Origin of the sequence: Ferriphaselus amnicola (genome assembly GCF_000974685.2) — a bacterium.
Lineage (GTDB): Bacteria > Pseudomonadota > Gammaproteobacteria > Burkholderiales > Gallionellaceae > Ferriphaselus > Ferriphaselus amnicola.
Genome location: NZ_AP018738.1, coordinates 1,054,383 through 1,068,450 on the forward strand (window position 1 = coordinate 1,054,383; position 14,068 = coordinate 1,068,450).

The 14,068-nt window shown below is 55.1% G+C and carries 13 protein-coding genes and 1 tRNA gene; 10 read left to right on the forward strand and 4 right to left on the reverse strand.

Features of this window, described 5'->3' with window-relative positions:
• Position 1: 1 nt before the first annotated feature.
• The 4 genes from ispE (at position 2) to OYT1_RS05040 (ending at position 2,615) form a co-directional block, all read left to right on the forward strand.
• Positions 2 to 841 (forward strand): 4-(cytidine 5'-diphospho)-2-C-methyl-D-erythritol kinase, encoded by an 840-nt coding sequence (gene ispE, locus OYT1_RS05025; RefSeq protein ID WP_088178233.1) that lies wholly within the window; start codon positions 2 to 4, stop codon positions 839 to 841.
• A gap of 8 nt (positions 842 to 849) precedes the next feature.
• A tRNA-Gln gene (locus tag OYT1_RS05030) sits at positions 850 to 924 on the forward strand.
• Positions 925 to 985: 61 nt separating this feature from the next.
• Positions 986 to 1,933: a ribose-phosphate pyrophosphokinase gene (locus tag OYT1_RS05035; protein ID WP_062627400.1), complete on the forward strand. Its 948-nt coding sequence runs from the start codon at positions 986 to 988 to the stop codon at positions 1,931 to 1,933.
• Positions 1,934 to 2,015: 82 nt separating this feature from the next.
• Complete coding sequence (locus tag OYT1_RS05040; RefSeq protein ID WP_084612058.1) at positions 2,016 to 2,615, forward strand: 50S ribosomal protein L25/general stress protein Ctc; 600 nt, start codon at positions 2,016 to 2,018, stop codon at positions 2,613 to 2,615.
• A gap of 108 nt (positions 2,616 to 2,723) precedes the next feature.
• Here the strand turns inward: OYT1_RS05040 and OYT1_RS05045 are convergent, their stop codons facing one another.
• From OYT1_RS05045 to OYT1_RS05055, 3 genes are all read right to left on the reverse strand, one after another.
• Positions 2,724 to 4,739 (reverse strand): diguanylate cyclase domain-containing protein, encoded by a 2,016-nt coding sequence (locus OYT1_RS05045; RefSeq protein WP_172588513.1) that lies wholly within the window; start codon positions 4,737 to 4,739, stop codon positions 2,724 to 2,726.
• A 66-nt stretch (positions 4,740 to 4,805) separates the two neighbouring features.
• A complete protein-coding gene (locus OYT1_RS05050) occupies positions 4,806 to 5,789 on the reverse strand; it encodes an ABC transporter substrate-binding protein (RefSeq protein ID WP_062627398.1) in 984 nt (327 codons plus the stop codon).
• A gap of 94 nt (positions 5,790 to 5,883) precedes the next feature.
• On the reverse strand, positions 5,884 to 6,879 hold the full coding sequence (locus OYT1_RS05055; protein WP_062627397.1) for a malate dehydrogenase: 996 nt from the start codon (positions 6,877 to 6,879) through the stop codon (positions 5,884 to 5,886).
• A gap of 210 nt (positions 6,880 to 7,089) precedes the next feature.
• Here OYT1_RS05055 and OYT1_RS05060 point away from each other — a divergent pair, with 210 nt between their 5' ends.
• Genes OYT1_RS05060 through OYT1_RS05080 form a run of 5 tightly spaced genes read left to right on the forward strand, consistent with a single transcriptional unit; the run spans position 7,090 to position 12,962 of the window.
• Positions 7,090 to 7,791: a TetR/AcrR family transcriptional regulator gene (locus OYT1_RS05060; protein WP_062627396.1), complete on the forward strand. Its 702-nt coding sequence runs from the start codon at positions 7,090 to 7,092 to the stop codon at positions 7,789 to 7,791.
• Complete coding sequence (locus tag OYT1_RS05065) at positions 7,784 to 8,836, forward strand: efflux RND transporter periplasmic adaptor subunit (RefSeq protein WP_232013230.1); 1,053 nt, start codon at positions 7,784 to 7,786, stop codon at positions 8,834 to 8,836. Before OYT1_RS05060 ends, OYT1_RS05065 begins: the two co-directional genes overlap by 8 nt.
• The gene (locus tag OYT1_RS05070) at positions 8,833 to 11,877 is read left to right on the forward strand and encodes an efflux RND transporter permease subunit (protein WP_062627394.1); all 3,045 of its coding nucleotides are present in this window, start codon (positions 8,833 to 8,835) and stop codon (positions 11,875 to 11,877) included. The genes OYT1_RS05065 and OYT1_RS05070 overlap by 4 nt, the downstream gene beginning before the upstream one ends.
• A gap of 60 nt (positions 11,878 to 11,937) precedes the next feature.
• Complete coding sequence (locus tag OYT1_RS05075; RefSeq protein WP_084612057.1) at positions 11,938 to 12,501, forward strand: YqhA family protein; 564 nt, start codon at positions 11,938 to 11,940, stop codon at positions 12,499 to 12,501.
• Complete coding sequence (locus OYT1_RS05080) at positions 12,498 to 12,962, forward strand: TlpA family protein disulfide reductase (RefSeq protein ID WP_062627393.1); 465 nt, start codon at positions 12,498 to 12,500, stop codon at positions 12,960 to 12,962. The genes OYT1_RS05075 and OYT1_RS05080 overlap by 4 nt, the downstream gene beginning before the upstream one ends.
• A gap of 53 nt (positions 12,963 to 13,015) precedes the next feature.
• Here the strand turns inward: OYT1_RS05080 and OYT1_RS05085 are convergent, their stop codons facing one another.
• Positions 13,016 to 13,612 (reverse strand): malonic semialdehyde reductase, encoded by a 597-nt coding sequence (locus OYT1_RS05085; RefSeq protein ID WP_062627392.1) that lies wholly within the window; start codon positions 13,610 to 13,612, stop codon positions 13,016 to 13,018.
• Between the two features lie 126 nt (positions 13,613 to 13,738).
• On the opposite strand from OYT1_RS05085, the gene OYT1_RS05090 reads away from it, so the two are divergent.
• A complete protein-coding gene (locus OYT1_RS05090; protein ID WP_062627391.1) occupies positions 13,739 to 14,032 on the forward strand; it encodes a TusE/DsrC/DsvC family sulfur relay protein in 294 nt (97 codons plus the stop codon).
• Positions 14,033 to 14,068: the final 36 nt, after the last annotated feature.

A 14,068-nucleotide genomic window follows, 5' to 3' on the forward strand; every position in this document is an offset into this window, starting at 1 on the left:
CATGAGTAAGCTGACGGCGACTGCACCCGCTAAGTTGAATCTGTTCTTGCATGTGATCGGGCGTCGTGCCGACGGTTATCACTTGTTGCAAACCTTGTTCCGCTTCATTGATCTGGCTGACACCCTGCATTTCACTGCGCGTAAAGATGGCGTGGTGCGCCGCGTCAATGAGGTGGAGGGGGTACCAGAAGCGTCTGATCTGGTGGTGCGAGCCGCGCGTTTGTTGCATCGTGAGACTGGTTGTACGCTGGGCGTGGACATCGAGGTCGAGAAATGTATTCCGATGGGTGGAGGTTTGGGCGGCGGTAGCTCAGATGCGGCGACCACTCTGTTGTCACTGAATCGCTTGTGGGGCTTGGGGCTGTCGCGAGATCGTCTGATGGAACTTGGGCTGACCTTGGGCGCAGATGTGCCTGTATTCATATTCGGTCAGAACGCCTTTGCCGAGGGGGTGGGAGAGCGTTTACAGCCTTGGAATTTGCCTGAATCTTGGTATGTGGTGCTGTTTCCGCCAGTGAATGTACCGACATCTGTAATTTTTTCACATCCAGAATTGACACGCGATTCGATTTCGCTGACAATGCGCGCCCTTGAAACAGCAGCTTGGCATAACGATCTACAGCCAGTTGCGTGCAAGATGTTTCCCGAGGTCGCGCAGCACCTTGAATGGCTAGAAAGATTCGCTCCGGCGATGATGACAGGCTCTGGTGCGTGTGTGTTTGCCGGGTTCGCCAGTGAGGCGAAAGCGCAGGCGGTGTTGCAGCAATTGCCGTCAGCGATGCGTGGTGTGGTCACGCAAGGATTATCCCGTCACCCATTGCATGATTGGGTGAACGATTAGAAGTTTCTTGGGGAGTCGCCAAGTGGTAAGGCACCGGATTTTGATTCCGGCATTCGTAGGTTCGATCCCTACCTCCCCAGCCAGTTTCGATGGGCTTGGCAGGAATACTGTTCATGCCCATTTTTATTTCCGTGAGAGGTACACATGTCCCGCGACATGATGGTAGTCACTGGTAACGCCAACCCCCGTCTTGCAGAAGCAGTCGTTCGTCATCTTGGCATGGAGCTTGGTCAGGCCAATGTCGGTCGTTTTTCCGACGGCGAGGTGATGATCGAGCTACTGGAGAACGTACGCGGTAAAGACGTGTTCGTACTTCAGTCCACTTGTGCGCCCACTAACGATAGCCTGATGGAAGTGATGGTCATGGTCGATGCGCTCAAGCGCGCTTCCGCTGGCCGTATCACTGCCGCCTTGCCCTATTTCGGCTACGCCCGCCAAGACCGACGTCCGCGCTCTGCTCGCGTCGCGATCACGGCTAAGGTGGTGGCTGACATGCTGACCGGTGCAGGTGTCGATCGCGTGCTGACGATGGATCTACATGCCGATCAGATCCAAGGCTTCTTCGATGTGCCCGTGGATAACATCTACGCTGCCCCAGTGCTACTGGGCGATGTGCGCAACAGCAACTACGAGAATCTGATGGTGGTTTCGCCCGATGTCGGTGGCGTAGTTCGTGCCCGCGCATTGGCCAAACGGCTCGAAGCCGATTTGGCGATCATCGACAAGCGCCGTCCAAAACCTAACGTAGCCAAAGTGATGAACATCATCGGCGATGTTGCCGGTCGTACCTGCATCATCATGGATGATATGGTTGATACAGCGAACACCTTGTGTGAAGCGGCGGCTGCGCTGAAGGAAAAGGGCGCATCGCGCGTGGTGGCTTACTGTACCCACCCGGTATTGTCGGGCCCCGCCATTAGCCGCATCGAGAATTCGGCGCTGGACGAGTTGGTTGTGACTGACACGATTCCTCTGCGCCCAGAGGCGCAGGCTTGCAAACGTATTCGCCAACTGAGTGTGGCCGAGCTGTTGGCTGAGTCGATACGTCGCATCCACGCCGAAGAATCGGTGAGTTCGCTGTTCTTGGATTGATCTTTCGTGGCGATCATGTTGATTGCCGCACAACCCGAAACGCTCTGGTCGCGGAGCGTTTCGTTACAACTGGAGAAGTAAAATGACCATTGAAGTGATTGCAACATCCCGCCAAGCGCAAGGAACGGGTGCGAGCCGCCGTCTGCGTAATTCGGGTCGTACCCCTGGCATCGTTTACGGTGGTGGCGACGCTGTCCAGATCGAACTGGATCACAACGATCTGTACTACGCACTGCGCAACGAAGCTTTCCACGCTTCCGTGCTGTCGCTGAGCGTGGACGGCAAGAAGGAATCCGTGCTGCTGCGTGACTTCCAAATGCACCCGTTCCGTCAGCAAGTGCTGCACATCGACTTCCAGCGCGTGGACGCAGGCAAGAAGATGCACGTGAAGGTGCCTCTGCACTTCATCAACGCTGACGTGGCTCCTGGCGTCAAGCTGGGCGGTGGCATCATCAGCCACGTGCTGAACGAGTTGGATGTGGCCTGTCTGCCAGCTAACCTGCCAGAGTTTGTCGAAGTCGATCTGTCCAAGCTCGAAATCGGCAAGTCCGTGCACGTGTCTGACCTGAAGCTGCCTAAGGGCGTAGAAGCTGCTGGTCACCACCACGCATCTGATGCGGTAGCAACCATCCAAGTACCGCGTGGTGCTGTGGAAGCCGCCGCTGCAACCGCTGCTGAGTAATTAGCCCAGCACATTGAACGAACAGCCCGCCATGGCAACATGGCGGGCTGTTCGTTTTTGGACTCCGTGAGCAGTGCTAAGTAAAAGAGCGGGGATGAAATGTCTCGATTATTGCTTGTCCATAATCGGTTGATAGAACATCACTTCGTTGCGGCCACTTTCTTTGGCCCAATACATGGCGGTATCGGCATTTTTTAGTAGCTGCTCGTTACTGACTCCATGCTCTGGATACAGCGCGACTCCCGTGCTGGAAGAGATGTGAAGAGTGAGCGTCGCTACATTGAATGGCTGATTCAACGCTGCGCGAATCTTTTCCGCTACCTGCTTGGCATCTTCGGGAGACTCAACCATCGGCAGCAAAATGACGAACTCATCACCGCCGATACGCGCAACGGTATCTGACTCCCGGACACAGGCTTGCAGGCGTTTTGCTACCTCTTGGAGTAGTCGATCGCCGATGTCGTGGCCGTGACTGTCATTGATGGGTTTGAATCTATCCAGATCGACGAACAGCAACGCGGCTCGTTCCTTGTCTCGTTTGGCTGAGGAAAGAAGTTGCTGCAACCGGTCTTCGAGCAGTAAACGATTGGGCAAGTGGGTGAGTGGGTCGTGCTGGGCGGTAAACTGAGTTTGAACATGCTCGATATGGCTTTCCGTGACATCGACGCAGGAGCCGATATAGCCCAAGAAAGTCCCCTGTTCGTCAAAGCGTGGGGTACCGTGGTCGGTCAACCAACGATACTCGCCGTCATGACGGCGAAGCCGGTATTCCATGACGAATTCCTGCCGTGCATCGAAAGCCGTTACATAGGTATCTAGGCAGCGCTGCAAATCTTCGGGATGTACTCCTTTGGTCCAACCGTTGTCCAATTCCTGCTCCATGCTATGCCCGGTAAATTCTAGCCAGACCTTGTTGAACCAGTTGCACAGTTTGTCTAGCCCAGACATCCAAATCAACACCGGCGCGCTGTTTGCCAACGTGCGGAAGCGGCTCTCGCTTTCACGTAGCGCATCTATGGCTTGTTTAGATTCGGTGATGTCACGGCTGATTCCGAATAGGCCGATCACGTTTCCTTCGGCATCGAATAGCGGCCATTTATTTGTGCTGACCCACCCCGGATTACCCGCAGCATCGTAATAAGGATCAACCTTGTTCAGTAGAGGTATGCCTTCGCGGAAAATCGGCAACTCCTCCTCGTAGTAGATTTGCGCGGTATCTTTGGGGAATACTTCAAGATCGTGTTTGCCGACCATATCACGCCAACTGGTGTGGCCGGTGATGTTGGCCAGTGTTTGGCTACAAAAGCGGAAGTGGCTGTCCTTGTCCTTGAAGTAGATGAAATCACTGGTGTTTTCCAGAAATGAAACAAAATCAAGATTTAGCTCTTCGAGTTTTTCTTCAGTGCGCTCGTGTTCATTGATTTCTGCTTCAAGCCGTTGGGTGAAAGCATGCAGCCCGTCGGTCATCCTGTTGATGGATTGCGCAAGATCGGCAAACTCGTCATTGGTGTCAAATGCGATGCGGTGTGACAAATCACCTCCAGCGATGATTCTTGCCCCGTCGTGAAGCGGTATCAGTCGTCTGCGGATCATATTGCCGAGAGAAAGTGATGCCAAGATAGCCAGAGTAGCCACCGATAGGGCGAATACGCTGGTGACGATGAGCAGCCGCTGGTATTCGTGATCGACCCGTCGCGAGCAGGCTTCGTACAACGTTGTCGCCGAGTCACGAACTGACTCGGCTTTCAGCAGGAGCTGGCTGGAGAGTCTGCGGTCGAGCTCTTCGTAAACACGGCGCTTGTTTCCGCTGATCGTTTGCAGCGTACGGTGGTTGTCAACGATGCGGTGAAAAAGTGGCGCAGTCTCGTCGATATGTCCGCGCAGCTGTTCCAGCGTCTGTAGCTCCTCTGTATTGTGGAATTGAAGTCGTGCTTTTTCTAGCAGACGGTCGGACTCTCGCTTGCTTTCATCCCACTGAATGCGTGTGCGGTCTTCCCTATGAAGAAAATACTGGTCCCTGAATGAGGTGCGCTCAAAGAAATTGACCAGAATCGTATTAGCTACAGCTTTGTCGTTCTCAGCACGTTTGAATTCGTCAAAAGTCCAAGCCAGTATCGCCGACATGATCAATAGCCCAACCGTTGTGGCTGTTGAGCTGATCCGTAAGCGGGTGGAGATGCGCATGGGAAGTCATCGGCCCATTTTGACTGCTTCAGGTTTGACTTCTCGCAGGCTGTCAAGATGAAGGTAGTCCATGTAGTTGGGCATCACGGTTTGGTCAGTCAATCTGTTCTTCATCGCCCATCGTGTCTCGTCTTCCAGCGTGAGCAGCAGCGTGTGGTCTTGTAGTACACGATAGTTGAACGCGCCCCAGACCTTGCTGATCAAACTCTTGTCAATTTGGGTGTGGGCCGACATGATGGACTGCGCCTCGGCTGGATTCTTTGCCACGAATTCTTCAGCCTTGATGAGTGCGCGGAGGAAGCGTTTTACTGTCTCTGGATTCTGTTTGACGAAGTCCTGCTGGCAGGCGATGTTGAACGTCTCGGTGTAGATATCCCGATCATAAAAAATGACTCCACTCTTCCCCAGTTGCTGGATGATTTGGGTCAGCGGATAGTTCCAAGTGGAAGCCGCGTCTATTCTTTTTGCCACGAATGCATCCTGAAGTTCTTCTGGCTTCAAGCTGATGGGTTTGATGTCATTGCGCGTGAGGCCACTCGCGGTCAGGAAGGAGTCGAGGAAAAAGTCCGAGGTGGTGCCGGGTGTGTAGGCAACTTGTTTGCCTATTAGATCGCTGGGTTTAGAGATGCCCGCATCTTTTCTGGCCACGATGGCATTGTTGGTGGTGCTGGCTTCGATGTTGGCAATCACGAAGATATTTTCGCCTTTGAGCACACTGAACATGACGGGGGTCTCGGCAACGGTCGCAAAATCCGCTTTGCCCTCAGTGACTGATTGCAAGGCCGCTTTACCGTAGGTATGCATCAGCGATTCGACGATTAGGCCTTCCTCGACAAAATAGCCTTTTTCTACCGCGATATGCACCAGCGTACTTTGCGGCTGGTAGGTATAGGCAATGGTGATCTTTTGCGGCTGGAGTTTTTCGGGTTGAGACCTTTCGCATCCAAGCAGTGCTGCCAGTAAGGAAATGGCAAGGATAATTTTGCTCATGAACTACTCCTCCTAATGCTGCTTTTTAATACGTCGCCCTCTTTGTGGCGGCTCTTTGGATAGTGCACTCGCAGTGATCAACCGCGAGTTGTGGCTAATTCCCAAGCAGGTGTTTCACTAGCTCTCGCTCTTCTAATAATTCACGGTGGCTGTCGAGTTGATGTTTATGTCCTAACTCGCTGATTTCTAATCCTTGTACGATCTGGTAATGGCCGTTCCGGCACGTGACCGGAAAGCCATAGATCACGCCCTCTGGAATGCCGTAGCTGCCATCGGATGGTACGCTCATTGTGACCCAATCGTTGTGATGTGAATGCAGCATCCAGTCGTGGATGTGTGCGACGGCTGAATTGGCTGCGCTGGCAGCACTTGATAAGCCGCGAGCTTCGATCACTGCTGCGCCGCGCTTCTGTACTGTCGGGATGAATTCGTTTTCTACCCAACCTTCCCATCCGTTCTGACGTAAGACATCGATCACCTTTCGTCCACGTATCTCGGCGTGGGAAAGGTCGGGGTATTGCGTGCCGGAATGGTTGCCCCAGACCACCATCTTCTTGATGTCTTGGATAGGCTGGAATAGCTTCAGCGCGACTTGGGTGATGGCGCGGTTGTGATCCAAACGCATCATCGCGGTGAAGTTGCACGGAGCAAGGTCAGGTGCATTCTTCATGGCGATCAGCGCATTGGTGTTCGCGGGATTGCCGACTACCAGCACCTTGACGTGGCGGGCGGCGACTTCGTTCAGGATGCGTCCTTGCTCGGAGAAAATGACCCCATTGGCTGCGATCAAGTCCTTGCGTTCCATACCCTTGCTGCGCGGGCGGGCGCCGACCATCAACACCACTTCCGCATCGCGGAAGGCGATACGGGGATCGTCCGTGGTGATGACTTGTTGCAGGGCAGGGAAAGCGCAGTCTTCCAGCTCCATCGCTACCCCACGCAAGGCAGGCTGCGCCTGTGGCAGATCGAGTAATTGCAGGATCACCGGCTGCTCGCGTCCGAGCATATCGCCATTGGCGATTCGAAATAGAAGGTTGTAACCGATCTGGCCAGCTGCACCAGTGATGGCAACGCGGATGGGGGCTTTCATTAGCTTCTCCAGCGAGGAAGGTGAGCGTTCATTTTGCCAGCCTTTACCCGAGTCGCATAGAGTAAGCGAGGCTTAGATCGTCCTGTCGTTGAATCTATCGACGACTACATATGCTTGCAGTCAACCGCTTGTATCAACAGTAGGAAGGGGGAGTGATTGACTTACTAACTATCCTGATCAAATTGTTCGTGTGTAATACCGACTTGAAATATGACCGCCGGTCAGGATATGATGGCGGCGTTTTTTGACCGAAAGTCAAACTTGGCTCGTCCCGCCATCAGTCTTGAAGAACGCGAGTTGCGCAGCGCCCAGTTGCTGGATGCTGCGGTGTCATTGTGGCTGCAAAATCCTGAACGTATTCCGAGCGTTTCTGAGGTGGCAAAACGTGCAGGCATCGCCAAGGGGGCGGTCTATCTGTATTTCAAGAGCAAGGAAGATCTCCTGCTGGCGGTGCATGAGCGGCAGATCGCGGTGTATTTTGATGCCGTGGTTACACGCGCCCGCTCTGATGTGCCTATGGGTTTTGATACCATCATGGAGCTGACTTCACGTCATCTGGTTGAGCAGCCCGTTTTCCTTCCTTTGGCAACGCTGATCGCTGGGTTACTGCACAAGGGAGTGACACCGGAAATCGCGCTGGAATTCGAGCAGCGCATGGCGGAGCGTCTGCGGCTCGCGGGTGGGTTGTTGTGTCGCCATTTTAGATTGCCTGACGAATTGAGCGGAGTGCGCCTGTTGATGCGCTCATTTGCTTTGATTCTGGGACTTTGGCAGTTGATCGGCAGTGAGCAGCCGATGTGCATCGGCTCCGAAGTCTCGGCCATGTTGTTACCTGACTATCCTTCCGAACTGCACGCTGCGTTGAGTGCGCTGTGGAAGGGAACTTTGAATGAGGACTCGAATCATGCGTAGTGCGCCATTCCTGTTGATGTTGCCATTGCTGGCTGCGTGTGGGAAGCACGCCGATCAGCCGGAGCCGATCCGACCTGTCAAGACGCTGGTGATCGGCGTACATGCGGACGACTCGGGTATGGCGCTGCCCGGAGAAGTTCATGCTGTTCACGAGAGTCCGCTGGCCTTTCGCGTCGGTGGAAAAGTATCAGCGTGTCTAGCCAATCTGGGCGATACCGTCAAACACGGACAGGTGTTGGCACGGCTGGAGGCGGCCGATTATCAGCTTGGTGCTCAATCAGGTGCGGCCAGCGAGAGCGAAGCGCGCAGCAACCTGACGTTCGCCGAAGCAGACCTAGAGCGTTACCGCAAGTTACGCGAACAAGGCTTTATTTCATCAGCACAATTTGATCAAAAAAAACTCGCCGCCGATGCGGCTCATGCACGTTTGAAAGCGCTGCAATCCGGTCACGAAGTGCAGTCGCGGCAGTTGAGTTATACCGCGCTGACGGCGGATCACGAGGGTGTATTGACGGCTGCCGACTGTAATCCGGGGCAGGTGGTCGCCATCGGACAGCCGGTGTTCAAGCAAGCACAAGGTACTGAGCGTGAGATTCAGATTTTCTTGCCGGAAGGCGCCATGCCGACGTTCAGCAAGGCCGCGAAGTTCAGCGTCAGTTTTAGCGCTTTGCCCGGCAAGCTCTACCAAGGAAAATTGCGTGAACTGGCTGCAGCCGCTGACCCCGCCACGCGTACCTATAGCGCACGCATCAGTTTGCAAGAGAGTGACGCTGCGCTGCGCTTGGGTATGAGTGCCAGTGTGAGTGTGCAGTCAGATTCTGGGATGATCATGCGTTTGCCACTGGCAGCGGTGCTGAGCTACGACAGCAAGCCGCACGTCTGGAAAGTCGATAAGGCGCAGACCGTACATGCGGCGGCGGTAACCATCTCCGGCCTCGACGGCAATGAGGTGCGCATCGCCAGTGGCTTGTCAGCCGGTGATGTGGTGGTGGTCGCTGGGGCGAATCTGCTGCGTGAAGGCCAAACTGTGCGGTTGATGCCATGAGCAAGCGCGGCAATCTGACTGCACTGGCGCTCGGTCAGCGTGAACTCTCTTGGTTTTTCATCGCGCTGATCGGCATCGCTGGGCTGTTATCCTATTTTCAACTTGGGCAGCGCGAAGATCCTGATTTCACATTCCGTGGCATGGTCGTGCGTACGATGTGGCCGGGCGCGACCACGCAACAGGTGGACGAGCAGGTGACGCAGCGCATTGTCAAGAAGTTGCAGGAAGTCCCGTATTACCTTGAAGCCTTCAGCTACTCACGCAGCGGCGAATCCATCATCATCCTTAAGTTGCAAGACAACGCGCCCCGAGATCAAGTGTCCGACCTGTGGTATCAGGTTAGAAAAAAAGTCGGGGATATCAAGCACACCTTGCCACCGGAAGTTCAGGGGCCGAGTTTTGATGACGAATACGGTGACGTGTTCGGCTCCATCTACGCGTTCACCGGCGATGGTTTTTCGCTGGCTGAGTTGCGAGGCTATGTCGAGCATGTGCAAGCACATTTGGTCAATCTGCCCGATGTGGCCAAGGTTTCTTTGATCGGCGTGCAGCCGGAGCAGATCAGCATCAATCTATCCAATCAGAAGTTGGCGACGCTGGGTATCCCGCCCTTGGCGATAGCCCAAGCCTTGCAGCAGCAGAATATCGTGCAGGATGCCGGGCGGCTGCAAGCGGGGGATTTCTCGGTGCCGTTGCGGGTGCGCGGCGAGTTCCAAAGCCTAGATGAGCTGCGCGCCATGCCCTTGCGCGTGAAAGGCCGTACCTTGCGTTTGGCTGATATCGCCGAGATCACGCGTGGCTACCAAGATCCACCCGAGATCACCATGCATTATGCGGGCAAGCCGGCCATCGGTCTGGCGATCTCGATGAAACCGCGCGGCGACGTGCTGCGCTTAGGCCAAGATTTGAATCGCGAGATGGATGCGTTCCATGCTCGATTGCCGATAGGTGTTGAGTTCGCCCGCGTTTCCGATCAGCCTGCGGTGGTGAAAGGCGCGGTGGGCGAGTTCATGAGCTCCTTCCTCGAAGCGGTCGCCATCGTGTTGGTTGTCAGCTTCGTCAGTCTCGGCCTGCGTGCTGGGCTGGTCGTGGCTGTGACTATCCCGTTGGTGGTGGCGGCGACCTTCTTGTTGATGCGCATCTTCCATATCGACCTGCACCGTATCTCCACCGGCGCTCTCATCATCGCACTGGGTTTATTGGTGGACGACGCCATGATCGTGGTTGAGATGATGGTGCGCAAGTTGCAGGAAGGTTACGACAAGACTAAGGCGGCGACATTTGCCTATTCGGCGACCGTGTTTCCCATGTTGTCCGGCACCTTGGTGACGGCGGCGGGCTTTTTGCCCATCGGTACCGCACAGTCATCCACCGGCGAATACACGTTTGCGATGTTCGCGGTGGTGACTATCGCCCTGATCGTATCTTGGGTGGCTGCGATCTTTGTCACGCCGCTGGCGGGTTACTGGTTGCTCAAGTCTCACGCCGGACACGGCCATGAAGTCTTCGATACCCCGTTCTACCGACGTTTGCGTGGCGTGATCGAGTGGTGTCTGGATAATCGCAAGCGGGTGATATTAGCGACGCTGGGATTGTTCGTGCTGGGTGCGGTCGGCATGAAATTCACCGAGAAACAGTTCTTCCCATCTTCCAATCGAGTGGAGTTGCTGGTGCAAGTATGGCTACCGGAAGGTGCCAGCATTCGCGCTACCGAACGTGAAGCGGCCAAGGTTGAGGCATTGCTCTCGGCGGACAAGGATATCGTCAGTTACGTGACGTATGCTGGCTATGGCTCGCCGCGTTTCTTCCTGTCGCTCGACCAACAGATGTACCGCCCTAACTTCGCACAGCTCGTCGTATTGACGCGCGATATGCCGGCACGCGAGCGCGTGTTGGCTAAGCTGAAAAAGTCGTTTGATGATGACTTCCCCGGCGTGCGTGGCCGCGTGCAGCGAGTTCCACTCGGACCGCCCGTGACGTATCCGGTCGAATTCCGTGTGCTGGGTGATGATTTGCCTACACTGAAGAAGCTTGGCGATCAGATGGCAGAGTTGATGCGCACTGATGTGCGCTTGCGCGACGTGCATCCAGACTGGGGTGTGCAGACGCCGATGCTGCGAGTGGATGTGGATCAAGATAAGGCGCGAGTGGCAGGTGTGACCTCGCAGGATGTGGCGCGCACCTTGCGCAACGCCGTCGATGGCTTGCCGATCGGCCAGTTCCGCGAAGCCGACCAGCTGATCGACATCGTGCTACGCGCTCCCGCCAAAGAGCGCGAACAGCTGGAGCAGGTGAGTGCTTTGCAGGTGCCGAGTGCGTATGGCGGCACCGTGCCGTTGGCGCAGGTGGCACACATCGCCTACGTGCTGGAAGAGCCGATCATCTGGCGCAAGAACCGCGACATCTCGCTCAGCGTGCGCTCTGACATCATCGAAGGCGTACAGGCCACTGATGTGGCGATCGATCTGAACCAGAAGATGGATACGCTGCGCGCTAAGCTGCCGCCGGGTTATCGCATCGAGGCGGGCGGGGAAATGGGCGAGAATTCCGGCGCGCAGGATTCTATCAATGCCGGCATGCCGCTGATGCTGGCGGTGATCCTCGGCGTGTTGATGATCCAGCTCAAATCGCTATCGCGCACGGTGATGGTCCTGATCACCGCGCCGCTGGGCATCATCGGCGTAGCGCTGGCGTTGCTGGTGTTCCACAAGCCGTTCGGCTTCGTCGCCATGTTGGGCACGATCGCACTGGGTGGCATGATCATGCGCAACACGGTGATTCTGATCGACCAGATCCGGCAGAACAAACTGGAGGGCATGACACCCTGGGATGCGGTGTGCGATGCCACTGTGCGTCGATTCCGCCCCATCATGCTGACTTCGGCGGCAGCGATCCTAGCGATGATCCCGCTCACCCGCAGCGTGCTATGGGGGCCGATGGCTTATGCCATCATGGGCGGCTTGCTAGTCGCTACGCTGATGACCGTGCTGTTCGTTCCCGCGCTGTACGCCAGTTGGCACAAGGTGCGGCGCACGGTCTAATGCTTGCCTAAGCGGGCGCTTTACGATTTAATGCGCCCGCATTATCTATTTGGAGTAACCATGAAATTGATTGAAACCCTGTTTGAAGGCGCGCTGTGGAACAGCCGATTTGTGATTCTGGTCGCTGTGATCGGTAGTTTGTTGGCCAGCTTGGCTATTTTCTACATGGTCTCGGTGGACGTTTCCATCTTGTTGCAACACATTTTGCACTATGGTTCCAGCGAACTTACCGCCGAGGCTCGCAAGGTCTTGCATGATTCGACCGTATCGCACATCGTTGAAGTCGTGGATGGTTTCCTGTTGGGAACAGTGATGTTGATCTTCGCGCTGGGTTTGTATGAGTTGTTCATCAGCGACATCGATCACGCCGAAGGCAACAAGTCTTCAAGCAAGATTCTGGTGATTCATAGCTTGGACGATCTCAAGTCTCGTCTGGCGAAGGTGATCCTGATGATCATGATCGTTACTTTGTTTGAAGAAGCTCTGAACATGAAGCTGGAGTCACCGATAGATCTGCTCTATATGGGCGGGGCGATTGCCCTAGTGGCAGCGGCACTTTATCTGTCTCATGCGGGCGATCACCCCAAGGTTGCCCACGGTGATGATCAAGGCGATGGACATTGAGGAAGCTGGCTTTATTTTGTGCTGCACTGTTACTAGCCGGTAGTGCTTGGGCGGGGGACTTTAGTTTCACCGACATCCACGGCAAGCCGGTCAAGCTTTCTGACTATCGTGGGCGCTGGGTGCTGGTCAATTTCTGGGCAACCTGGTGTCCGCCATGCCTGCGTGAAGTCCCTGATTTGATGGAGCTGCATCGCACTCACAAGGATAAGGACTTAGTGGTGATCGGCGTGTCACTCGACTCAACCCGCGAGTCGGTCAAAGAGTTCGTCAGCAAGCACGCCGTAAACTATCCTATCGTGGTCGGTGATTACAAGCAGGCTAAACAAATCGGCGAAGTCGAGGTTTTGCCTACCAGCTATCTATACGATCCCCAAGGTAAGCAGATCAGCTATCAACCCGGCATCCTCAGTCGGGAGGATGTCGAAAGTTACATCCGTTCCAAATCCGGGAAGGCCAACTAAACGCGGGACATACGGAGCTAGGGCGAAGGGCAGAGTCCATTCGCCCTAGCCGATTAGGCGATCTTGCATACCTCGTCGAACTCCAGTCTAGGATTGCGGGGATAGACTCCAGCGCTGTCGCCATAGCCAAGGTTGCACAGGAAATTCGATTTCACGTTGGTTCCGGTGAAAAATAGTTCATCCACTAGATCATTGTTGAAGCCTCCCATCGGACCACAATCCAATCCCAACGCCCGTGCGGCAATCATCAGGTACGCGCCTTGCAATGTGCCACCACGGAAGGCGTTGGTAAAAGCGACTTGCTCGTCGTAGTCGAACCAGCTGCGTGAGCCGGGTGCATTGGGGAATAGCTTATCCAGCTTCTCGTAGAAGTGCAGGTCGTAAGCGATGATAGCAGTGACTGGAGCAGCCAGCGTCTTGGCGCGGTTACCTTCGGCTAGGGCAGGAGCGAGCTTGGCCTTGGCTTGCGGCGATTTGACGAAAACGATGCGAGCTGGACAGGAGTTGGCCGCAGTCGGCCCCATGCGAAAAGTGTCGTATAGCTGGTGCAACAGCGCATCAGGTACAGGTTTGTCCTGCCAAGCGTTATGGGTGTGCGCCTCAAGAAAGAGTTGATTGAGGACGGCTTGGGGCAGAGGTGTACTGGTCATGACGGTCTCCGGTTCTTGGTGTGGCTTAATTACAATGGCTCATATTGTCTCACCCTTCAGGGTAGTTGACTATATTGCTCTGGTAAGGTTGAATCGCGACATCGATAACTTATCAGGAAACGTATTATGAATATTCCCAATCGTGATGGTGATGGCTATCTCGTCGATATGAGCGACTGGACTCCAGAGATCGGTCGCGCTATGGCCGAGGCCGATGGCTACGAGTTGAACGACAAAAAGTGGGAGCAGATCATGAAGGCGCGCGAATTCTTTGAAGAGTTTGCGGCGGTGCCCCCTATTCGAAAATTCGCCAAGTACCTTGATGAAGACCAAAAAGATGTATTCGACTTGTGGATGACCGGGCCGATGAAACCCATCACCAAGTACGGTGGCATGCCAAAACCGACGGGTTGTGTTTGAACGGTAGTTGGTCGGAGTGAACGAAGTCGAACCACT

Coding starts and splice junctions, on each gene's coding strand:
- OYT1_RS05065 (WP_232013230.1), top strand. CDS start 7,784: ATGCGTAGTGCGCCATTCCTGTTGATGTTGCCATTGCTGGCTGCGTGT.
- OYT1_RS05090 (WP_062627391.1), top strand. CDS start 13,739: ATGAATATTCCCAATCGTGATGGTGATGGCTATCTCGTCGATATGAGC.
- OYT1_RS05070 (WP_062627394.1), top strand. CDS start 8,833: ATGAGCAAGCGCGGCAATCTGACTGCACTGGCGCTCGGTCAGCGTGAA.
- OYT1_RS05040 (WP_084612058.1), top strand. CDS start 2,016: ATGACCATTGAAGTGATTGCAACATCCCGCCAAGCGCAAGGAACGGGT.
- OYT1_RS05045 (WP_172588513.1), bottom strand. CDS start 4,739: ATGTCGGCGATACTGGCTTGGACTTTTGACGAATTCAAACGTGCTGAG.
- OYT1_RS05085 (WP_062627392.1), bottom strand. CDS start 13,612: ATGACCAGTACACCTCTGCCCCAAGCCGTCCTCAATCAACTCTTTCTT.
- OYT1_RS05035 (WP_062627400.1), top strand. CDS start 986: ATGTCCCGCGACATGATGGTAGTCACTGGTAACGCCAACCCCCGTCTT.
- OYT1_RS05050 (WP_062627398.1), bottom strand. CDS start 5,789: ATGAGCAAAATTATCCTTGCCATTTCCTTACTGGCAGCACTGCTTGGA.
- OYT1_RS05060 (WP_062627396.1), top strand. CDS start 7,090: ATGACCGCCGGTCAGGATATGATGGCGGCGTTTTTTGACCGAAAGTCA.
- ispE (WP_088178233.1), top strand. CDS start 2: ATGAGTAAGCTGACGGCGACTGCACCCGCTAAGTTGAATCTGTTCTTG.
- OYT1_RS05055 (WP_062627397.1), bottom strand. CDS start 6,879: ATGAAAGCCCCCATCCGCGTTGCCATCACTGGTGCAGCTGGCCAGATC.
- OYT1_RS05075 (WP_084612057.1), top strand. CDS start 11,938: ATGAAATTGATTGAAACCCTGTTTGAAGGCGCGCTGTGGAACAGCCGA.